Genomic DNA, 19,510 nt, shown 5'->3' with positions numbered 1-19,510 from the left:
CGTACTTTTCTACCGATTCGATCGCCGAGCACCGCCAGCGTCCAGTCGGGCGATTTCTTTACTCGAGCCGCTACCGTTAGACTCGCGAGACTGTTCCAAAATAATTAAATAATGGATTGTTGGGTTATCAGTATTGCGTGATGGTATACCATCACGCGGTACGTCACATATGATGGAACGAAGAACGTTCATCCGACAGGCCGCTGCGGGAACGCTAGCACTGGGGGCGATCAGTACGGTTTCGGCGACGGACGACGGGTTGCACCTCGTCGCAAGCGAGAGCGACGTTCGGAGCCGACTGGAGGGATCGGGGTACGAAATCAAAACCGAAATCGTCGACGGACGACTCTACTCGGTACTCGGGGCGACAGACGCCGCCGACCTCGAGGAGATCGACGGCGTCACACACGCGGTTCCGAACGCCAGGATCGAACTCGAGGAACCCGAACTCGTCGAATCCGAAGTCGATGCGGATGGGCCGGAGTTCTACGAGCTCCAGTGGGACAAGCAGGTCACGGACGTCCTGCCTGCACACAAGCACGCGACGGGAGAGGATCGGACCATCGCGATCATCGACACGGGGGTCGCCGAGCATCCGGACCTCGAGAACCTCGACACGGAGAAGAGTAAGAAATTCAAGTTCGGGGAGATCGAGGGGTACGACGGTGATCCCTACGGCCACGGGACTCACGTCGCCGGCATCGCAGCCGGGACGGGTGAGAACGGCATCGTCGGCACGGCACCGGACGCCGAACTCGTCTCCTTGCAGGTGTTCTACTACGTCGAGCCCGAGGACCCGGACGAGGACCCGGTGCTGACGACGACGACTGAAGACATCCTGAACGCGGTCACCTACGCGGCCGAGATGGGTGCGGACGTCGCGAACCTGAGCCTCGGGACGCCGCCGCTCCCGCCCCAGTACAACGCGGGCGGCTACCGCGGCGTGCTGACGCCGGTCTACCAGAACGCCGTCGCCCAGGGGACAGTCGTCACCGCCAGCGCCGGTAACGACGCGTACGACCTCCAGGGCGGTCACTTCTCGACGCCCAACGGGGTTCCGGGGACGATGAGCATCAGCGCGACCGGACCGAACGACGAACTGGTCTTCTACTCGAACTACGGCACTGGACAAGTCGACGTCGGCGCACCCGGCGGCGGGTATGAGACGCTCGAGAAGACCCTGTCCGACGACACCGAGTGGCCGTACCCGACGAACCTCGTGCTCTCGTCGGTTCCCGAGGACGTGTACGGGACCCAGTACGCCTACTTCGCCGGCACGTCGATGGCCGCACCGCAGGTCGCCGGGCTGGCCGCCCTCGTGCGCGAACTCGAGCCCGAAACGACCGCCCAACAGGTCGAAACCGCGATCAAAGCCGGTGCGGAGTACGCCGACGGCCAGAGCGACGCGGAACTCGGTGCTGGTCGCATCAACGCGGAATACACGGTCGAAAACCTCGAGTAGCTACCGCGTTTCGACCGCTTCCTCGAACGCGTTCTTCGCGTCTCGACCGCCGGAGAGCACGTAGTCGACGTCGACGCCGGCCACCACGGCGTCGAACCCCTGCTCGAGCCACCGCCCCACGTCTGCGGGCTCGAGGGCGATCGTCGCCACGGGTTTGTCGACCGCGTGGCCGGCCTCGAGGACGCGGTCGACGGCCTCCTGGAACGCCTCGTCCTCGAACTCCCCGAAGTTCCCGAGCGCGGCCGACAGATCCGCGGGACCGACGAACAGCGCGTCGAGGCCGTCGACCGCCGCGATCTCCTCGACGTTTGTGAGGCCGTCGCGGGTCTCGATCTGGGCGATGGTGACGATTTCGTCGTTCGCGTCCGCGACGGCCTCGGAAACCGCGTCGCCGTAGCCCGTCCCCCGGGCGATGCCGACGCCGCGGACGCCCTCGGGCGGGTAGCGCGTCGCGGCGACGAGTTCACGGGCTTGCTCGGGGGTGTCGATCATCGGTGCCATGACGCCGGCGACTCCCGCGTCGAGGACGCGCTTGATTTCGGTCGGATCGTTCTCGGAGACCCGGACGAACGCCTCGGTGTCGGTTCCGGCGGCGTCTATCGCGCGGGCCATCTCGGTCACCGTCTCGAGCGAGAGCGCGGTGTGTTCGCGGTCGATCACGGCGACGTCGAACTCGAGGCGGGCGCTGGCCTCGGCGACGGCGGGAGCAGCCAGCGTGAGCCAGGTGCCGACGATCGGCTCGCGGTCCCGGAGGTCAGTGACGACGGTCATGCTCGAGCGTTGCCCGATCTCCGGGAAAAAGCCACCGTGACGGCCCCGGCTGCGAGCCGTTCGTCCGCCACCGAACACTCAGACCGCGAGCACCGTATCCACCACGAGCATGACCGCGAAGCCGGCGACGAACGTCGCCGTCGCCGTGTCGGCGTAGCCGTGCCCGTGGCTCGAGGGGATCAACTCGCGGAAGACGACGGCGATCATCGCGCCCGCGGCGAACCCGGCCGCGACGGGGAAGAGCCCGGTGACGACCGCGACCAGCGAGAATCCGACGGCGGCAGCGATCGGTTCCGGGACGCCGCCCGAGAGGGTCGTATAGAGGAGCGTCTTCGCGTCGGAGATGCCCGCACGGGAGGCCGGAACGGCCATCGCGAACCCGTCGGGGACGTTCTGGACCGCGATCGCGGTCGCGATGGCGAACCCCAGTCCGGCCTCACCGCTCCCGAAGGCGATGCCGACGGCCAGCCCCTCGGGGACGTTGTGGATCGTGACCGCGCTCCCCACGAGCAGTGCACGACGCATGTCGTCCTCCACCGCGAGCCGTTGCCCGTTCACGCCGTCGGTCCGGAGCAGCCCCGTCCCCTCGAGCGGCTGGTTCGGCTCGTCGGGATCGTCGAGATGCAGGTGCGGAAGCCACGCGTTGACGACGAGCAGGAAAAGCGTTCCCAGCGCGAGTCCGACGACGATCTCTATCGGCGACCCGTACTCGAGGCCAGGGACGATCAGGGCGAAGACCGCCGCGCCGATCATGATCCCGGCGGCGAAGCCGACCGCGCTGTCGTAGACGCGGTGACTCACGCGGTCCGCGTACAGCGTGGGGATCGCGCCGATTCCCGTGGCACACCCTGCAAGCAGCGCGACGCCGACGACGACTGCGATCTCGGAAGTCGACACGGTGAACTGTTATCGCGAGCGAACAAAAGCGCCACTTTCGACGCCCCACCAGCTCGCTCCTAAAATAAGCTTATACCATCCAGTTATAATACGGAGCGGGCCGTCCGTGCGAGTACAGATGGCGTTTAGTGACCGCCTCCTCGAAGAGGGCGAACACGTCTGGAAGGCACAGAAGGATCACCCGTTCGTCCGAGAACTCGCCGCCGGCACCCTCGACGAGGCGGCGTTCGAACACTGGGTGAAACAGGACTACCGGTACTTGCTCGACTACGCGCGGCTGTTCTCGATTGCGGGGACGAAAGCCCGCGACGAGGAGACGATGACCCACCTGCTGGGCGTCGCCCACGAGGTGCTGGATCACGAGATGGATCTGCACCGCGAGTTCGCCGCCGACTACGGGATCAGCCGCGAGGAACTCGAGGCAGTCGAGAAAGCTCCGACCTGCGTCGCCTACACGAACTTCCTCGTGCGGACGGCCCACGAGGGATCGCTCGCGGAGATCGCCGGCGCGCTCTATCCGTGTATGCAGGGGTATCTCGACGTCGCCGAACACATGACCGATCTCGCCGACGACCTCGAGGAAAACCCGTACGCCCCCTTCATCGAGATGTACACGAGCGAGGAGTTCCGTGAGGCGACGGCGTGGTGTCGCGAGTTCGTCGACGACTGTGGAGCGCGGTTCCCCGGCGAGCACGACGCGATGCGGGAGGCGTTCCTCACGAGCGCCAAACTCGAGTACCGATTCTGGGAGATGGCGTACACGCTCGAGGGGTGGGACCTGTGACGACGGACGAAACGGACGAAGAGAGGGACGTCCCCGACGCGTACGAGGCGTACGCCACCGACGCCGATACCGACGATCCGCGGTTCACCGACTGGCTGCGCGACCGTGCGGAACCGACCTGGTCCGCCGCCGTCGAGCATCCGTTCACCGACGAACTCGGCGCGGGGACCCTCTCCGAGGACGCCTACGCTGCCTACCTCGTCCAGGACTACGCGTTCGTCGACGAACTCGTCGGGACGTTCGGCCACGCCGTCGGGCAAGCCCCCGATATGGGATCGAAACGGCCGCTGATCGAGTTCCTCGACACGATCACCGACGACGAGGACGACTACTTCCGGCGGTCGTTCGACGCGCTCGAGGTTCCCGACTCGGAGTGGACCGATCCAGAACGCACCGAGACGACGGCCGCCTTCGTCGACCTGCTCGGCCGTGCGGCCCACGAGGGCGGCTACGCGGAGACGCTCGCGGTGCTCGTCCCCGCCGAGTGGATCTACGAGGAGTGGGCGACGACCGTCGCCACGACCGACGGCGACCCCGAAAGTGAGCCGCCGAGCGCGGGAGCCGATCTGCCGTTCTACTACGCCGAGTGGATCGACCTCCACGCCGTCGCGGGGTTCCGGGAGTTCGTCGACTGGCTCCGGGGCGAACTCGACGCTGTCGGTCCCGCCCTCTCGCCGCGTCGACAGCGTCGCGTCGAGCGACTGTTCCGGCGAACCGTCGCCCTTGAGGTCGCGTTCTTCGACGAAGCGTACGAACACGGTACCGCGGAAAACGCGGACGCATCGTCGAGCGGATAACGCCTCCGAGATCCGATCGGCGACTCGAGGGAAGTCGCCATTCGACTCCGATCCCCGCCACCTCGACTCGAGACCCTCGTGTGCGTACGGTCGTCCATGTCCGGCCGCGACACCGTTACCGAACTCCACGTCGACGGAACACTGTGCGTCGACGTCCCCGTCGACCGCGGCGACGAACTGGCCGTCGGCGCGGCGGACGCGCTCGAGTCGATCGACGTCGTCCGCTTCGCCGACGTGCTCGAACTCGGCGAGGTCGACGCCGGCGACGAAGGGTTGGCGGTCGCCGTCGACTGTCGGCTGACGCTCCACCTCGACGAACCGCTTGGGGAGGAGAAAGAGGAAGGATTCGGGAGTCGCGTTCGAGAACGCCTCACCAGTGCTCGCGGGACCGACAGCTGCTGCACCTTCGACGTCGATCGATTCGAGGTGGTCGACGGGCCGTACGTCGTCGGGACGTGGTAATCGGCTTCTCGAGAAAGGGACCGACTCCCCCCGCTCTCGAGGTGCATATATTATATCGCCCCGGTCGGGGAGAAACCGGACACGCAGTTTCGTCGGAAACGTGTAAGACGTCGTGCTCGAGCACTGTCGCCAAGCGACTGTTCGGTACGAAACGGTTGGAAAACGAGTCCGCCCTCCCCGATTTGAACGGAGTGAGACGTTCCGGGCATGCGGCGCAAAGCGCCGTTCCGGGGCTGCGACTCACAAGCTCAAATCGTGTCGGTCGGATTTTCGGAGAAAATCCGCCCTCCCCGATTTGAACGGGGGGCAAGTCGATCTACAGTCGACTGCTCTACCAGTCTGAGCTAAGGGCGGTCGCACTCACACGTAACCGCCGAGGACAATATAAGGGTTATCATTCGAATCGGCCGCCTGCCCGCCATCCGGCCGACTAGCAGCATGATTGATATAGGGGGAGTGTCAACACGGTACCATACGGGAATGAGTAAGATCACGTTCCGCGCCGAGGACGAGCTCGTCGACGAGCTCGAGGACCTCGAACTCTCCAAGAGCGAAGCGATGCGGGAGGCGCTCCGGTCGTATCTCGACTCGAGCGACTCGGCCGCTTCGGACACCCCAGACAGCTCGGAGAACGCGGAACGCGACGGCGCGGCGATCGACGACCTCGTGCGCGAGCGCGTAGACGAGGTACTGGCCGAGCGGTTCGAGCGTCTTACACCGTCCGGGGAACGGGACCGCGAGCCGGCTCCACGCGGTCGGGGCCCGCGGTTCGGCTTCCATCCCAGCGGTTGGGGCGGAGGACACGCCACGCCGCACCGCTCGAGGGCTCCAGCGCCGGAGTCGGACGCTCGCGACGTCAACATCACCATCTCGCTCGAGGGGGATGGGGTTCGGACGGCGTCCGGTTCGTCGGAGGGAGACGGCGATCGGGTCGCAGAACCGAATTCGGAGCCGAGCCGGGAAACGGACGGGCGAACGCGGGCGCCCGGCCGCGATCCGGACCGCAGCCGGGACGACGCCGGCACGACCTGTGGACAGTGTGGGGAATCCGTCGACGACGACCACGTTTACTGTCCCAATTGCGGGGAGAAGGCTTCCCGGCGGCTGTTCTGCGACTGTGGCGACGAACTCCGATCGGACTGGGCGTTCTGCCCGAGCTGCGGCCGTCGGACGCCGTCCGCGGACGTCCTCGAGTCCGGCTAGTCATACATCCGAACAGTCGTAAGACACTGACCGTTCGGATCGCCGGAACTTTTATTACGTTGGGCAGTTATCGCTTTATTCGCGTAAGACGGTCGTCTTACAGCGGACACGAAACGGAGAAATTCGCCCGCTCGCGGGCGTTTCCGGTGTAAGACACGCGCGTCAGACAGGGTCGCGCCGCCGTCTTACCTCAACGGGGAATACAACCATGGAGCGTGTGACACTGCGAATTCCGAAACAGCAGATCGAAGAGGTCGAGCAACTGGTCGACTCGGGAGAGTTCCCGAACCGGAGCGAGGCGATCCGGTCGGCCGTGCGCGAAATGATTAACGAGGAGTACGACGGGCAGACCGATCAAGCCCGCAAACGCAACTGGGCGAAGGTGTAACGATGCAGGATATCGTTCAGGACGCCCTCGACAACGCCGAGCAGGAGGCCCGCGAGATGGACGTCGATCTCGACGACGACGAGTTCGGCGATCCGCGCATCGTCATCGTCGGCTGCGGCGGTGCGGGCAACAACACCATCAACCGGCTGTACAACATCGGCGTCGACGGTGCGGACACGGTCGCGATCAACACGGACAAACAGCACCTGAAGATGATCGAGGCCGACACGAAGATCCTCGTCGGCAAATCCCTGACCAACGGGCTCGGCGCCGGGGGCGACCCGTCGATGGGCGAGCGCGCCACCGAGATGGCCCAGGGAACGATCAAGGAAGTGCTGGGGGATGCGGACCTCGTGTTCGTCACTGCCGGCATGGGTGGCGGTACCGGGACGGGTGCCGCTCCCGTCGTGTCGGAGATCGCCAAGGAACAGGGAGCGATCGTCGTGGGGATGGTCTCGACGCCGTTCAACGTCGAGCGTGCCCGCACCGTAAAGGCAGAGGAGGGCCTGGAGAAGCTTCGCGAACAGGCCGACTCGATCATCGTACTGGACAACAACCGGCTGCTCGACTACGTCCCGAACCTGCCGATCGGGAAGGCGTTCTCGGTGATGGACCAGATCATCGCCGAGACCGTCAAGGGCATCTCGGAGACGATCACCCAGCCGTCCCTGATCAACCTGGACTACGCCGACATGTCCACGATCATGAACCAGGGCGGCGTCGCCGTCATGCTGGTCGGCGAGACCCAGGACAAGAACAAGACCGACGAGGTCGTCAAGGACGCGATGAACCACCCGCTGCTGGACGTCGACTACCGCGGCGCGTCCGGCGGGCTGGTCCACATCACGGGCGGCCCCGACCTCACGCTGAAGGAGGCCGAGGGTATCGCCGACAACATCACCGAGCGCCTCGAGGCCTCGGCGAACGTCATCTGGGGCGCGCGTATCCAGGAGGACTACAAGGGTAAGGTCCGCGTGATGGCGATCATGACCGGCGTCCAGTCGGCACAGGTCCTGGGTCCCACGACCCAGAAGCAGGCCGATAAGTCGCGTGCGAGCATCGAAGGGCTCGACGAGGCCGACTTCGACGCGAGCAACAACGTCGAGGAGGTCGGTGCGACCGGCGGTTCCGGAGGCTCGAGTTCGCGTTCCGGCTCCCGATCCGGATCCGGATCCGGATCCCGATCCCGATCCCGCTCGAGTTCGAAGACCGGCTTCGGTGCCCAGAGCGACGGTGGTCGCGAGGAGATCGAACAGCAAAACGGCGTCGACGTGATCCGGTAACCGGACCGCGGTCGGCGCTTTCTGCGTTCGATCCGTGTTCCGATTCTCGAAGCGAATTCGATCCGAACGTTCGTAACCGCGGAGACCGGTCTTTCACTCGGACTCGAGAATGCACGCGTTCGTCTTCGCAGCCGGTCGCGGAACTCGTTTACGGCCGTATACGGACGAGACGCCGAAGCCGCTGCTCGAGGTCGGCGGCGAGCCGATGCTCGAGCGGTCGCTTCGGCGACTCGTCGACGCTGGCGTCGACCGGTTCGTCGTCGTGGTCGGATACCGTCGCGAGGCGATCGTCAACCGCGTCGGCGAGTCGATCGCGGGCGTGCCGATCACGTACGCGGTGCAACGCGAACGGCAGGGGCTCGCCCACGCGGTTCGCCGGGCGGTCGTCGACGGGTACGACGCGACGTTGCCCCCGATGGGGGCCGGGTGGGGGAGCGACCCCGGTGCGATCTCGCTTCCGCCGTCCGTTCCCGAAGACGTCGTCCTCGTCAACGGCGACAACGTCTTCGCCGACGACTGCGACCTCTCGCGGCTGGTCGACCGTCACCGCGAGTCGGGCGTCGACGGCGTTCTTCTGCTCGATCGCGTCTCGAGGAACGAAGCCGAGGCGACGGCTTACTGCGACCTCGCGAGCGATGGTACCGTCCGGGCGATCGACGCGTCGGTCGGCGAGTCGACTGGGGGAGAAGACGACGCCGCTTACGTCGCCGCGGGCGTCCAGATCCACGACACTGCAGCGTTGCTCGAGGCCTTTCTCGGCGTCTCCCGGGCCGACAGCGACGGCGACGAGTACGAACTCGCCGACGCCCTCGAGTCGCTGGTCGACCGACGGCGGTACGTCGGCGTCGAACTCGAGGGGTGGCACCTGAACGTCAACACGCCGGCGGACCTCGAGGTGGCGCGACGGCGGTTGGGGAGCGAGTAGGACGTCGGACGGAGCCGACGCTCCCGACGCTTGCTGCGTACGACGCGTTCTACGTACGGCGGAGAAGCGAGCGAAACGGATACCGTCTCAGGCGAGCGACTCGAGCAGCGAGCACTTCCGACAGACCTCGCGGGTCGTCGTCGACCCGCACTCGGAACACTCCCGCAGGTCGGCGCCGTCGTCCCCGCCGTAGCGCTCGGCGGCGATGCCTGCCAGTTCCTCGTACCCCGAGAGGATCGAGTGTCGCGTTCCGGGATGGTTCTCCTCGAGATCGTACAACAACTGCTGGATTTCCGCCCGATAGGCCTCACTCGAGTGGGGACACTCGGTGATGTGTGCAGGGAGATCCTCGAGGTGGGCATAGAGGGCGACCTCCTTCTCGGGGACGTCCCGCAGCGGCTTCGCCCGCGGGACGAACTCCTCCTGGTCCTCGCGCTCGGAGAGGGGACCGAGGCTCGCATCGAAGTGTTTGGCGATCTGTTCGACGTCGCCCTCGAGGAAGTTCATCAGGGCAGTCTGGGCCTCGTCGTCGAGGTTGTGGCCCGTCAACAGGAGGTCGGCCTCGAGGTCGTCGGCGTACCGCGAGAGGACGTCCCGCCGGAAGACGCCGCAGTAGGCGCAGGCGGCCATGTTCTCGGGGTCGTCCTCGACGACGTCGTCCATCTCGATGCCGAACTCCTCGGCGTAGGAGACGAGTTCGTGCCGGATGCCCAGGTCCCGGGAGAGATCGACGCAGGCGTCGACCGACTTGTCGCGGTAGCCCTCGATCCCCTCGTGGATGGTCAGCCCGACGAGTTCGATTCGGGGGTCCTCGGCGAACGTGTCGTGGAGAATTTTTGTGAGAACGACGCTGTCCTTGCCGCCGGAGAGCCCGATCACCCACGTCTCCGGGTCCTCGGGGGTCGCGTCCTGCGGGACGAGGTCGTCGCGGCGGACCCGACGGCGTACCCGCTTCTCGACCGACTCGCGGAAGTGGTCCGCACAGAGGTGCTGACCCGAGTAGGCGGCGTGCATGACCGCCTCCTCGTCACACCGGTTACAATCCATCACCGGGTCGTTGTCGACGGGCACCCATGACGGTTTCGTCTGGATTCCAGCGGCGGGATCAGGCGGGCACGCGCGGCCGGTCCTCGACGGCCGGTGCGCCCTCCTCGAGCGCCTCGAGCAGGAGGTCGACGTACCGCTCGCGGGTCGCCGAGGAGAACAGTTCGTGCCCGCCATCGTAGAGGACGACGTGCTCGGCGGGAACGCGCTCGCCGATCGGCGCCAGGTCGATGACCGGGTCCCGGAGCGAACAGAAGACGACCGCATCGTGGTCGATCGTCAGCAGGTCCTCCTGTGCGTGGCGAGTTTCGCGGACGAACGCGGGAGAGACCCACCGCGGGAGCGTCGAGAGCTGGTGGTCGGTCGCCCGCTCCCCCAGTTCCTCCCGCCCCATTTCGGCGACCGGGAGGAACGGGAACGCCGTCGGGAGTTGCGAGACGGCCTCGAGGAAGAGGTCGGGATAGGCGTCGCCGTACCCCCACCAGGGGCTCAGGTAGACGTGGTTGTCCGCGCCGTCGAGCGCCTGGGCGACGAGCGCGCCCGCGCTGTGGGCGAGCAACTGATACTCGTCCAGGTCGAGGACGTACTCGGCGATCGGCTCGAGCCAATCGGTCTTGAAGTCCTCGACGTTCGTCGGGAGTTCGAAGGCGTGGACCCGGTAGCCGGCGTCGGTGAGTTCGCCGATGAGCCAGCCGACGTTCTCGTGGGTCCAGCGGTTTCCCCAGCCCATGACGAAGACGAGCTCCTCGTCGCCGTCCTCGTTGAAGACGCGGTGTCTCATACGCCGATGTTCGACGGGGACCGACAAAAACCTGCTCTCTTGACAGGAAGTGACACACCGGACCGAGTACGGCCAACGATCGACCACGGACCCGGCGTTTGGCAACCGTTTTCACCCGTCGAGCGCGACTCGAGGCATGTTCGATGCGCTGCGCGCGCGGCTCTACCGGCTCGGGTTCAACCTCTTTCCCGCCTACCGGGGGACCGGAGGCCGCGTCACGTACATCGCGCCCGACTGGCAGGAGATTCGGGTCAAACTCCCTCACACCTGGCGGACGCGGAACTACGTCGGGACGACCTTCGGCGGCAGCATGTACGCCGCGGTCGACCCCTTCTACATGATGATGTTGCTGAAGACGCTCGGCGACGGCTACGTCGTCTGGGACAAGGAAGCCGAGATCCGGTTCAAGAAGCCCGGGAGGGACACGCTGTACGCGACTTTCCGGCTCACCGACGAGGAGATCGACGCGATCCGGGCGGAACTGGCGGCCGACGGGACCGACGCGATCGACCGCCACTTCACCGTCGACCTCGTCGACGACGAGGGTACGGTCCACGCGACGGTGCGAAAGACCGTTTACGTGACGACGGATCGGGAGAAAGCGGTCTGAGCCACTGCCCCGCTCGCCGAGCCACGTCGCGCACGAGTCGGCGAGTTCCGGACGAAGAAACCGTTTTGCGCCTCGAGACCCCACACCCGGCAATGAATGGATTCGACCGCGCGGAAGCGGTCGACCGGCTCGAGGAGCTGGTCGACACCGTCGAACGCGACCGTATGCCGGTCCCGGTCCGGGAGGTGTGGGCCTTCGGGGACGTCGCGCTGGGGCTCGATCCGGTGGAGCGACTGGACGTCTACCTGACCAAGGACATCCTGATGCGGGACGACAGCCCCGGACCGGCGGGAACCGCGGGGGCAGACGGCGACGAAGAAGACCCCGAAACACGCTTCCGGAACTCCCACGGTATCGAGGGCGTCGGCAAATCCGTCCGGGCCGACTGGGCCGAGGAGTACCCCGAATATCTCCGGGCCAACGCCGCCGGCCACGCCGCCCCCGAGAAGTGCCTGGCCGCCCACCTGCTCCAGGACGACGAGTCCGACCCGATCCACCTCGAGGTCTGCAACGCCTCCTTCGAGGACAACGTCACCCAGCGCCTGCGCGGTGCACAACTGCGGGACGACTACACCCAACTGCTGGATCCCCGGGGCGTCTGTCTGTGGGCCGACGGCGTCCGCAGCGACGAGGCGTTCCGCAAACTCCGGGAGAGCGAACTCGCGCTCCCGACGCTGTCGGCGGCCCTCGAGATGCTCGGCATGGAGGAAGCCGAGGCGACCGAAGCGGCCCGGGAACTCCACGCCTGGCGCGAAAAGCAGGAGGGCGTGACGGTTCGGGGCGACGTGGTGTAGGCGCTTTACTCGGCCGCGGCGCCGGTGTCGGGGTCGGCGGCCCCGTCGTCGACGCCTTCGGTCACGGTCTCGAGGACGTCGAACAGCGCCCCGACCCGGCGGTCGTTCGCGACGAGTCGTCCCGCCGTCGGATCGTATTCGATGACGCCGGCGTCGTCCAGTTTCGGGAGGTGAACGTGTCGCAGGTTCCGCTCGAGGGTCGCGACGCCGGCCGATCGGGGCTTCCCCTCACTCCCCTCACTCCCCTCACTCCCCTCACTCCCCTCGCTCCCCGAGAGTTGCTCGGCCAGCTCCGAAGCGGTAAACTCCGATCGGTCGGTCGTGTACAGGTACTGGCAGAGCTCCCGTCGGCGGCGATCCGCGAGCAAGTCCAGTCGTCGACCGATCGTGTCCGCCCCACCCGTATCGTTTGGATACCCCATATTCAATAGTTAGGTGTCGGACAAATAGCAGGACGGCCTCGATATTCACGCCTTTATAATCCCCGGCGACCGCGGCCACAAGATGCGTAGGCCGACCGGCCCTACTGCCGGCAGGGAGTTACCGTGTTGCTCGCCACGTTCGTGATCGACTATCCGATCCTGGAGGAGACGCTGTCACAGTCGCCGGCCGAACTCGAGTGGGTCCAGTCCGACCTCACGGAAGAGGGCATCCACCAGATGCTCGTCTGGTTCGAGACAGACGATTTCGAACCCCTCGAGACACGACTCGAGAACGATCGGACCGTCACGGAGGCGTCCCGAATGACGTCGCTCGACCGGCGCCGTCTCTACCGGATCGAACTGACGGAGGCCGGACACCGCTCGAGCGTCTACCCGATCATCGTCGATCGGGCGATCGTGCTGGAGGACGTAACGGCGGATCGTGACGGCTGGAAGTTCCGCGTTTCATTTCCGGATTACGATGCGCTCGAGGAGTTCCGAGCCTTCTGTACGCGACGGGACATCGAGGTCGAACTCGAGCGACTGTACGAGCGACGCGAGGGGGCCGCTCGCTCACAGTACGGCACGACGGAGCGCCAGCGCGAACTTCTCGAGGCGGCCGTCGAAACCGGCTATCTCGACGTTCCGCGGTCGTGTACGCTCGCGGAACTCGGCGAACGGGTGGGTATCTCGTCGAACGCGGCTTCGGAACGGTTTCGCCGCGGCGTGTCGACGTTGATCGAGAACACGTTGCTCGCGGAGTCCAGGGACTAGATGTCGGCCCGTTTGAACCAGAGGTAACTCGCGAGGACGAGGACGAGCCCCATCGCGAACAGGACCGCCACGTTTCCGAGATCGTAGGTCCCCTCGAGCAGGATCTCTCCGGGGTCGTAGTACCGGGTCGGCGAGATCGCGCCGAATCGCTCGTAGTCGGTGTCGACGACCATCGACTCGATCAGGAACAGCCCGAACGTGGCACCGATGGCGATCCGCTGTGCGATCCCGACCCGGTCGGCGGCCACCGACGCCGCCAGCCCGATCGCGCCACAGACGAACAGGTAGGGGATCGACAGCAGGTGAACCGCGAGCACGTCCACCGCGGGGATCGGTTCGTCGATCAACTGACCGCCGACGTAGACGACGATCGGGGTGAGGACGTTGACCGCGACGATCGGGACCGCGAGCACCGTGTATCGCTCGAGGAGGACCCGGGCTCGCGAGAGTGGCATCGAGAGGACGATGTCCATACGACCCCGCTCGACGTCGTCGGCGATCGTCCCCGCGCCGAGGTACGCGAGATAGAGGCCGAGCAGGATGATCCAGCCGAAGACGTAGAGTTCGAACACCAGGAACCCCTCGAGGCTGGTGAACGTCTGGATGTCGAACATCCGGATCATCACCTCCGGCATGGCCTCGAGGATCTGCTCGTCGCCGCCGAACGCGTCGCTGTAGGACGGGAACACCCAGACCATCAGCGCCGCGAGCGCCGCCATGGCGATCGAGAGGTAGATGCTTCCCCGCAAGCGGTTTCGGCCGTCGAACCGGGCCAGTTCAAGCATCCGTCCCACCCCCGTCACCGTCGCCGTCGCCGTCGCTGTCTCCGTCACCGTCACCATCGCCCTCGCCGTAGAACCGCAGGAACACGTCCTCGAGGGGCGCCTCCTCGATCGTGAGGTCGAGCAACCGGTACTCGCGCACGCGCTCGAGCAGGGCGTTGACGTCACCGGTGAAGGTGAACGTACACTCGGTGAACGCGGCCGCTGACTCGGCCGTCGTCTCCGACCCGGACCGGCGCTCTCCCTCGACGGTCGCTTCGGTGGTGACCCCTGAATCGCTGGGGCCGTCGCCCGCTCGACCCGGTTCCGCCCCCGACCGTGGCCCACTGGAGGCGTCTCCGCCCCCCGACAGGCTCGTCTCGAGGTCGTAGACCCCCTCGAGGTCCAGGGCCGACCGCGGGATCGGCTCCGCGGCCCGCAGCCGTACCACCTTGCCGCTCCTGTCGAGCAGGGCCTCGACCGGCTCGACGGTGACGAGTCGGCCGTTCCGGATGATCCCCACCCGGTCGCAGAGCCGTCGTACCTCCCCCAGGATGTGCGAGGAGAGAAACACCGTCACACCCCGCGCTTTCTCGTCCCGAAGGAATTCGGCGAAGCGCTGTTTCATCAGCGGGTCGAGCCCGCCCGTCGGTTCGTCCAGAATCACCAGGTCGGGATCGTGCATGAACGCCGTCACCAGCCCGAGCTTCTTGACGTTCCCGTGGGAGTAGTCCCGGATCTTCCGGGAGAGCGGCGGCTCGAACAACTCGAGGAGTTCCTCGCTGCGTTCGTCGCCTTTGATCCGGGCGTGGAGGTCGACGATTTCCCTTCCCGTCACCGATTCGTCGAACGCCGGACTGTCCGGCAGGTAGCCGATCCGTCGCTTGGCTTCGATCAGGGCGCGCTCGTCGGTTACCTCGCGCCCGAGCACCCGGGCCGTCCCCGCGGTCGGTGAGATGAGGCCCAGCAGCGCGCGGATCGTCGTCGTCTTGCCGGCACCGTTCGGCCCGAGGTAGCCGAAGATTTCCCCCTCCTCGACGTCGAAGCTGACATCGTCGACGGCGAGGACCTCCCCGTAGTCCTTCGAAACCCCTTCGAGTTCGATCGCAGCCATATCGAACTGTTCGTTCGGAGTACATATAGAACGCGCGGCCGGTTCGATCCAGGTTGCCCCGCCGTCCCTCGGGACTGGAGACGACCCGTTCCGCTGTTGGACATAGCGAGGGATACGAAGAACTTTGATCCCGCCGTCGGTGGGTATCCGTATGCCACTGCTGACGGTTTCCACCGCGGCCATCCTCGAGCGACTCCGTTCGCCCCGGCTCGCGCTGCTCGCGAACGTCGCGCTGGTGATGACCGGATCGGCGCTCGCGCTCGCCGGGTCCCTGGATCTCGTGACGGGCCTGATCGTCGTCACCGCCGGCCTGATCGGCATCTACGTCTCCCTGCTCGGGAAGGACGCGGAGGATGGTGACGGCGACGATACCGATAACGGCGACGGCGGTGGACCCGACCGAAGCGACTCGGCGGATTAGACGCGTCCGACGGTGACGAAGAACGGAACGGTCTCCTCGCGTTCGTACTCGCGGGCCTCCATCTGGGCGACGACGTTTCGGCCCATCCGGCGCCACTCGCTCCGGAGTTGGTCGTACTCGCGTTCGGTCAGTCCCCCGGAGAGCATCGTCTTCCGGTCGTCGGCCAACCCGGCTCCCGTCGCCTTCCGGCGCGCAGCGACGACCGCCCCCTCGTCGTATGGCGGTTCAACCCGGCGAACGTGGTCGTAGCGACGGGTCTCGAGGACCTCGAGCCCGGCGGCCTCGAAGGCCTCGCGGGCGTCGGCCCCGAGCGTGACGTCGGTCTCGACGCCGTCCAGGTAGGCCCGACGGGCCCGCCGTTCGAGGGCGCCCTCGGCGTCGACGCTCGAGTCGATCGAGACGGCGGCGTTGTCGGGTTCGACGGCCGCGACCAGGTCCGAGGAGACCCGCGAAAACTCCGTGATCGCCGCCGCGGGCTCGGGCAGGTTGATCAACAGCGCCTGGCAGACCACCAGGTCGAAGGCGTCGTCGGGGAACGGCAACTGATAGGCGTCGCCGGCCACGACGGCCACCCGCTCGCCGGCGACCTCGAGCAGGGCCGGATCGGCGTCGCAGCCGATCACCTCGGCGTCGGCTGGCGATTCGGCCGCGAGCACGCGGCTCAACTCGCCGGTGCCACAGCCGACGTCGAGGATCCGGTCGCGGGACTCGAGGTCGAGCGACTCGAGGGCCTCGCGGGAGTCGTCCCACATCCCCCGACGGGTCCGCCGGAGGTAGTCTTCCGAGAACTCGCGCACGCGCTGTCGTTGGACGGTCTCGAGTAAAAACGGGTCGGTTCTTCGCCTTCGTGCCGGTCGTCGCGCCCCTCGAGCACGACCACGACCACGAGTGCGAGTGCGAGAACGAGCACGAGCACGAACGCGACGTGTCGCCGCGAACAGCCGGAACTCCGGCCCTACGCAGAAACTATATCAGTCGATCCGTCCTTGCGACGATGTAGTTCGCTCGGAATGACCGACGACGCGGACGGCAGGATCACGGAGGCGGGATACGAACAACTCGCGGCCGACGCCGACGGCCTCGAGCGGTGGGAGAGTCCGTGGGCGGACAGCCACTACCAGCGACACTACGTCTGGCCCGCCGTCCGACCCCTGCTGCCGGAGGTCGACGGTCGAACGGTCCTCGACGCGGGCTGTGGCGTCGGCCACTACGCGGCGTGGTTCGCCGAACGCGGCGCGTCCGTCGTCGGGGTCGACGCGAGCACCGAGGCCCTCGAGGCCGCCCGGGAACGCTGTGGAGACGAGGTGACGTTCCATCGGGGCGACCTGACGGAGCGACTCGAGTTCGCGGCCGACGGGAGCGTCGACCTCGTCTTCAGCAATCTCGTCCTCGATCACGTCGAGGAGTGGCGGCCGGTCTTCTCGGAATTTGAACGGGTGCTGCGGCCCGACGGAATACTGGTGTTCAGCACCGTCCATCCGCTCCGGCGCTACCTGAATCACCGGGAGGACCTCGAGAGTTACTACGAAACGGAGGGGTACGTCGTCGAGTGGGGGTCGACCGACGCCCGCATCGAATCCTACTACCGTCCCGTGGGGGAGGTCGTCAACGCACTCGCCGAAAGCGGGTTCGCCGTCTCCGAGTTCCGGGAGGCTCGACCGCAGGAGGAGTACGAAGCCCACCAGCCGGACCGGTACGAGCAGGCGATGAGCCGGCCCGATACCCTCTGTGTTCGCGCTCGACCGGTCTAGTGTCCGCCGAGCCGATCAGACGTCGTCGCGCAGTTCTTTGACCTTCTCGATGTTCCAGGCGAAGCCGCGGCCGTCCTCGGTCGGCGTCTCGAGCGCGAACGGCAGGTCCCGCAGATCGGGATGGTTGACGATCGCCTGCATGCCGTCTTCGCCGATGTAGCCCTCGCCGATGTGGGCGTGTTCGTCCTTGTGCGTGCCGACGTCGTGTTTCGAGTCGTTGAGGTGGATGTACTCGAGGTACTCCAGCCCGACCTCGTCGTCGAACCGCCCGACCGTCTCGTCGACGGCTTCGGGCGTCGTCAGGTCGTTGCCCGCGACGAGCGTGTGAGCCGTGTCGATGCAGATGCCGATATCGGTCTCGGTGCGGTCGATGATCCCCGCGAGGTGTTCGAACTCGCCGCCGAGTTTCGTGCCGCTGCCGGCGTCGGACTCGATGAGGATCTGGACGCCCTCCGGCACGTCGAGGTCGTCGATGACGCCCGCGGCGTTGTCCAGGCCGCCCTCGACGCCAGCCCCGGTGTGGGCACCGAGGTGGACGTTGACGTAGGGAATCCCCAGTTTGTCCGCGGCGTCGAGTTCAGCCTGCATGCTCTCTTTCGATTTCCGGCGTAGATCCTCCTTCGGCGTACAGAGATTGACCAGATACGAGGAGTGGATTACCCACGGCCCCTCGAGCAGTTCGTCGCTCTCCTCGCGGAACCCGTCGGCGGCCTCGGCGCTGATCTCGGGCTGGGCCCAGACCTGCGGCGAGGTGGTGAAGATCTGTCCGCAGTTGCCGCCGAAGGCCCGCTGGCGGTGGACCGCGTTGCGGATATCGTCGTACGGCGGCGTTTCGTCGTCCGAAGAGACGCGCGACCCGGAGATCGAGACGTGTGCTCCGACGTTCATGGCCCGGTATCAGTACCGAGCGATGAAAGGTACTTCGAAGGCGGCGGACGGGGCCCCGATCCCCGTACAGGACCGAGATCTGCCGTAGAGCCGTGCCTGCCGACTCGCCCGAGTATGTCCAGGGTGGCGGGAGCGGATGACAAACACACCAGCGAGTACGGTCACCGGACGGACCGCTCTCGAGCGCATTGGCGTTCGCGAGTCGACGCTCTAACGCTGGCTTCGGGGGCGCTACCGTTCCCTGCCGGCCGCCTCGAGAACCTCGCGGTCACGAACCCACGCGTCGGTTCCATACTTGCGCTCCGCGAGGTCGTCGGCCCGCTCGAGTTCGTCCGCGCGCCACTCGCCCTCGTGGGCGTCACACCAGTCGGCCAGCGCGTCCCCGAGGGTCTCGACCGCCTCCTCCCGGTCGATCCCGGCCTGCTCGCTGATGCTCGTGACGCGGTCGACGAACGTCTCCGGTTCGAGGTCGTCTTCGGGGTCGAAGACGCCGACGTGGCGTTCGGGCTCGAGGTCGTAGCTCAACGATCCGTGCTGGATGACGACGTCGCGCTGGCGGTACTGGGCGTTGCCGCTGATCTTGCCCGCTTCGCCTTCTACGCTCGCCGGGGCGACGACGTCGTGGGCCGGGTTGATGTCCCGCAGGTAGCACGAGGGGTAGTAGATCGACGCCTGCTCGGCCCCCGCGAAGTCCGCGTCGACGCCCATTCGGTCGAACGCCTCGAGGATCGGTTCGCAAAACAGGGCGTAACAGTCCATCAGGTCGCCGGGCACCTCGTCCGCGGGCGCGACGATCGTATAGGAGATGTCGGCGTACCGATCGTGGTAGATGCCGCCGCCGCCGGTCTGTCGCCGGGTGACGTCGATCCCCTCGCGATCGCAGTACTCCCAGTCGACCGAGGCGGCATCCTGGCGGTAGCCGAGCGAGAGCGTACTCGGCTCCCACGAGTAGACCCGGACCGTCCGGACGTCGTCCTCGAGGGCGCGCTCGGCGGCGATCTCCTCGAGCGCCATCTGGGTGGCCCCATCACGGGGGTCGTCCCGGATCAATCGCCACTCGCGGTCGGCGAGTTCCGTCATGGTCGACCTCATGCGAGCAACGTGGAAATCGATTCCGATGGGATCCCGACCTCGTAACTCCCGACCGCAGGCGGTCGAAGGTGGCTGGACTCCCACCC

The 19,510-nt window shown here is 66.5% G+C and carries 23 protein-coding genes and 1 tRNA gene; 13 read left to right on the top strand and 11 right to left on the bottom strand.

All coding sequences use genetic code 11. From position 1 onward, the window contains the following. The first annotated feature begins 172 nt into the window (after nucleotides 1-172). A complete protein-coding gene (locus tag CHINAEXTREME_RS09405) occupies nucleotides 173-1,462 on the top strand; it encodes a S8 family peptidase (protein ID WP_007143283.1) in 1,290 nt (429 codons plus the stop codon). Here the strand turns inward: CHINAEXTREME_RS09405 and CHINAEXTREME_RS09400 are convergent, their stop codons facing one another. Both CHINAEXTREME_RS09400 and CHINAEXTREME_RS09395 read right to left on the bottom strand, forming a co-directional pair. Further along, nucleotides 1,463-2,233: an HpcH/HpaI aldolase family protein gene (locus CHINAEXTREME_RS09400; RefSeq protein ID WP_007143282.1), complete on the bottom strand. Its 771-nt coding sequence runs from the start codon at nucleotides 2,231-2,233 to the stop codon at nucleotides 1,463-1,465. It abuts the gene before it with no gap. 78 nt (nucleotides 2,234-2,311) lie between these two features. Beyond that, the gene (locus CHINAEXTREME_RS09395; RefSeq protein WP_007143281.1) at nucleotides 2,312-3,130 is read right to left on the bottom strand and encodes a ZIP family metal transporter; all 819 of its coding nucleotides are present in this window, start codon (nucleotides 3,128-3,130) and stop codon (nucleotides 2,312-2,314) included. A 118-nt stretch (nucleotides 3,131-3,248) separates the two neighbouring features. On the opposite strand from CHINAEXTREME_RS09395, the gene tenA reads away from it, so the two are divergent. From tenA to CHINAEXTREME_RS09380, 3 genes are all read left to right on the top strand, one after another. After that, a complete protein-coding gene (tenA, locus tag CHINAEXTREME_RS09390; RefSeq protein WP_007143280.1) occupies nucleotides 3,249-3,914 on the top strand; it encodes a thiaminase II in 666 nt (221 codons plus the stop codon). Beyond that, on the top strand, nucleotides 3,911-4,711 hold the full coding sequence (locus CHINAEXTREME_RS09385) for a TenA family protein (RefSeq protein ID WP_007143279.1): 801 nt from the start codon (nucleotides 3,911-3,913) through the stop codon (nucleotides 4,709-4,711). Before tenA ends, CHINAEXTREME_RS09385 begins: the two co-directional genes overlap by 4 nt. Before the next feature lie 96 nt (nucleotides 4,712-4,807). Beyond that, nucleotides 4,808-5,173, top strand: a complete 366-nt coding sequence (locus CHINAEXTREME_RS09380; RefSeq protein ID WP_007143278.1) for a hypothetical protein — start codon at nucleotides 4,808-4,810, stop codon at nucleotides 5,171-5,173. A 280-nt stretch (nucleotides 5,174-5,453) separates the two neighbouring features. Here the strand turns inward: CHINAEXTREME_RS09380 and CHINAEXTREME_RS09375 are convergent. Continuing rightward, nucleotides 5,454-5,527: transfer RNA gene (locus tag CHINAEXTREME_RS09375), tRNA-Tyr, on the bottom strand. Nucleotides 5,528-5,653: 126 nt separating this feature from the next. Between CHINAEXTREME_RS09375 and CHINAEXTREME_RS09370 the strand changes: the two genes are divergently transcribed. From CHINAEXTREME_RS09370 to CHINAEXTREME_RS09355, 4 genes are all read left to right on the top strand, one after another. Beyond that, a complete protein-coding gene (locus CHINAEXTREME_RS09370; RefSeq protein WP_007143277.1) occupies nucleotides 5,654-6,376 on the top strand; it encodes a double zinc ribbon domain-containing protein in 723 nt (240 codons plus the stop codon). A gap of 208 nt (nucleotides 6,377-6,584) precedes the next feature. Next, nucleotides 6,585-6,764: a ribbon-helix-helix domain-containing protein gene (locus CHINAEXTREME_RS09365; RefSeq protein ID WP_007143276.1), complete on the top strand. Its 180-nt coding sequence runs from the start codon at nucleotides 6,585-6,587 to the stop codon at nucleotides 6,762-6,764. 2 nt (nucleotides 6,765-6,766) lie between these two features. Continuing rightward, the gene (gene ftsZ, locus CHINAEXTREME_RS09360; RefSeq protein ID WP_007143275.1) at nucleotides 6,767-8,047 is read left to right on the top strand and encodes a cell division protein FtsZ; all 1,281 of its coding nucleotides are present in this window, start codon (nucleotides 6,767-6,769) and stop codon (nucleotides 8,045-8,047) included. Between the two features lie 109 nt (nucleotides 8,048-8,156). Beyond that, entirely contained in the window at nucleotides 8,157-8,972 is an 816-nt protein-coding gene (locus CHINAEXTREME_RS09355; RefSeq protein WP_007143274.1) for a nucleotidyltransferase family protein, read from the top strand. 87 nt (nucleotides 8,973-9,059) lie between these two features. On the opposite strand, the gene ncsA is transcribed toward CHINAEXTREME_RS09355, so the two are convergent. Together ncsA and CHINAEXTREME_RS09345 are read right to left on the bottom strand one after the other, a co-directional pair. Continuing rightward, a complete protein-coding gene (gene ncsA / locus CHINAEXTREME_RS09350) occupies nucleotides 9,060-10,019 on the bottom strand; it encodes a tRNA 2-thiolation protein NcsA (RefSeq protein ID WP_007143273.1) in 960 nt (319 codons plus the stop codon). 58 nt (nucleotides 10,020-10,077) lie between these two features. Further along, nucleotides 10,078-10,797 carry an alpha/beta fold hydrolase gene (locus CHINAEXTREME_RS09345; protein WP_007143272.1) on the bottom strand — a complete coding sequence of 240 codons (720 nt, stop codon included), beginning with the start codon at nucleotides 10,795-10,797 and terminating at the stop codon, nucleotides 10,078-10,080. Nucleotides 10,798-10,933: 136 nt separating this feature from the next. Here CHINAEXTREME_RS09345 and CHINAEXTREME_RS09340 point away from each other — a divergent pair, with 136 nt between their 5' ends. Then, nucleotides 10,934-11,407, top strand: coding sequence for a DUF4442 domain-containing protein (locus tag CHINAEXTREME_RS09340; RefSeq protein ID WP_007143271.1), 474 nt, complete (start codon nucleotides 10,934-10,936; stop codon nucleotides 11,405-11,407). A 92-nt stretch (nucleotides 11,408-11,499) separates the two neighbouring features. After that, nucleotides 11,500-12,201, top strand: a complete 702-nt coding sequence (locus CHINAEXTREME_RS09335) for a DUF7095 family protein (RefSeq protein WP_007143270.1) — start codon at nucleotides 11,500-11,502, stop codon at nucleotides 12,199-12,201. A gap of 5 nt (nucleotides 12,202-12,206) precedes the next feature. On the opposite strand, the gene CHINAEXTREME_RS09330 is transcribed toward CHINAEXTREME_RS09335, so the two are convergent. Further along, nucleotides 12,207-12,623, bottom strand: a complete 417-nt coding sequence (locus CHINAEXTREME_RS09330) for a DUF7344 domain-containing protein (RefSeq protein WP_007143269.1) — start codon at nucleotides 12,621-12,623, stop codon at nucleotides 12,207-12,209. Nucleotides 12,624-12,746: 123 nt separating this feature from the next. Between CHINAEXTREME_RS09330 and CHINAEXTREME_RS09325 the strand changes: the two genes are divergently transcribed. Beyond that, nucleotides 12,747-13,397 carry a helix-turn-helix domain-containing protein gene (locus CHINAEXTREME_RS09325; RefSeq protein WP_007143268.1) on the top strand — a complete coding sequence of 217 codons (651 nt, stop codon included), beginning with the start codon at nucleotides 12,747-12,749 and terminating at the stop codon, nucleotides 13,395-13,397. On the opposite strand, the gene CHINAEXTREME_RS09320 is transcribed toward CHINAEXTREME_RS09325, so the two are convergent. Together CHINAEXTREME_RS09320 and CHINAEXTREME_RS09315 are read right to left on the bottom strand one after the other, a co-directional pair. Beyond that, the gene (locus CHINAEXTREME_RS09320) at nucleotides 13,394-14,182 is read right to left on the bottom strand and encodes an ABC transporter permease subunit (RefSeq protein ID WP_029601546.1); all 789 of its coding nucleotides are present in this window, start codon (nucleotides 14,180-14,182) and stop codon (nucleotides 13,394-13,396) included. The two genes, CHINAEXTREME_RS09325 and CHINAEXTREME_RS09320, sit on opposite strands and share 4 nt — an antisense overlap. After that, nucleotides 14,175-15,272: an ABC transporter ATP-binding protein gene (locus CHINAEXTREME_RS09315; protein WP_007143266.1), complete on the bottom strand. Its 1,098-nt coding sequence runs from the start codon at nucleotides 15,270-15,272 to the stop codon at nucleotides 14,175-14,177. The genes CHINAEXTREME_RS09320 and CHINAEXTREME_RS09315 overlap by 8 nt, the downstream gene beginning before the upstream one ends. A 151-nt stretch (nucleotides 15,273-15,423) precedes the next feature. Here CHINAEXTREME_RS09315 and CHINAEXTREME_RS09310 point away from each other — a divergent pair, with 151 nt between their 5' ends. Further along, nucleotides 15,424-15,693, top strand: coding sequence for a hypothetical protein (locus CHINAEXTREME_RS09310; protein ID WP_007143265.1), 270 nt, complete (start codon nucleotides 15,424-15,426; stop codon nucleotides 15,691-15,693). Here the strand turns inward: CHINAEXTREME_RS09310 and CHINAEXTREME_RS09305 are convergent. Beyond that, nucleotides 15,690-16,490: a class I SAM-dependent methyltransferase gene (locus CHINAEXTREME_RS09305; RefSeq protein ID WP_007143264.1), complete on the bottom strand. Its 801-nt coding sequence runs from the start codon at nucleotides 16,488-16,490 to the stop codon at nucleotides 15,690-15,692. The genes CHINAEXTREME_RS09310 and CHINAEXTREME_RS09305 overlap by 4 nt on opposite strands. A gap of 213 nt (nucleotides 16,491-16,703) precedes the next feature. On the opposite strand from CHINAEXTREME_RS09305, the gene CHINAEXTREME_RS09300 reads away from it, so the two are divergent. Next, a complete protein-coding gene (locus tag CHINAEXTREME_RS09300) occupies nucleotides 16,704-17,444 on the top strand; it encodes a class I SAM-dependent methyltransferase (protein ID WP_007143263.1) in 741 nt (246 codons plus the stop codon). A 15-nt stretch (nucleotides 17,445-17,459) separates the two neighbouring features. Here CHINAEXTREME_RS09300 and CHINAEXTREME_RS09295 read toward each other — a convergent pair whose 3' ends face one another. Beyond that, complete coding sequence (locus CHINAEXTREME_RS09295; protein WP_007143262.1) at nucleotides 17,460-18,332, bottom strand: deoxyribonuclease IV; 873 nt, start codon at nucleotides 18,330-18,332, stop codon at nucleotides 17,460-17,462. Nucleotides 18,333-18,563: 231 nt separating this feature from the next. Next, a complete protein-coding gene (locus CHINAEXTREME_RS09290; RefSeq protein ID WP_029601544.1) occupies nucleotides 18,564-19,412 on the bottom strand; it encodes a lipoate--protein ligase family protein in 849 nt (282 codons plus the stop codon). Nucleotides 19,413-19,510 lie beyond the last annotated feature (98 nt).

It is taken from the genome of Halobiforma lacisalsi AJ5, from assembly GCF_000226975.2.
GTDB lineage: Archaea > Halobacteriota > Halobacteria > Halobacteriales > Natrialbaceae > Natronobacterium > Natronobacterium lacisalsi.
Note: the sequence above shows the minus strand (reverse complement) of the source record. Positions and strands in the feature narration are given on the sequence as shown.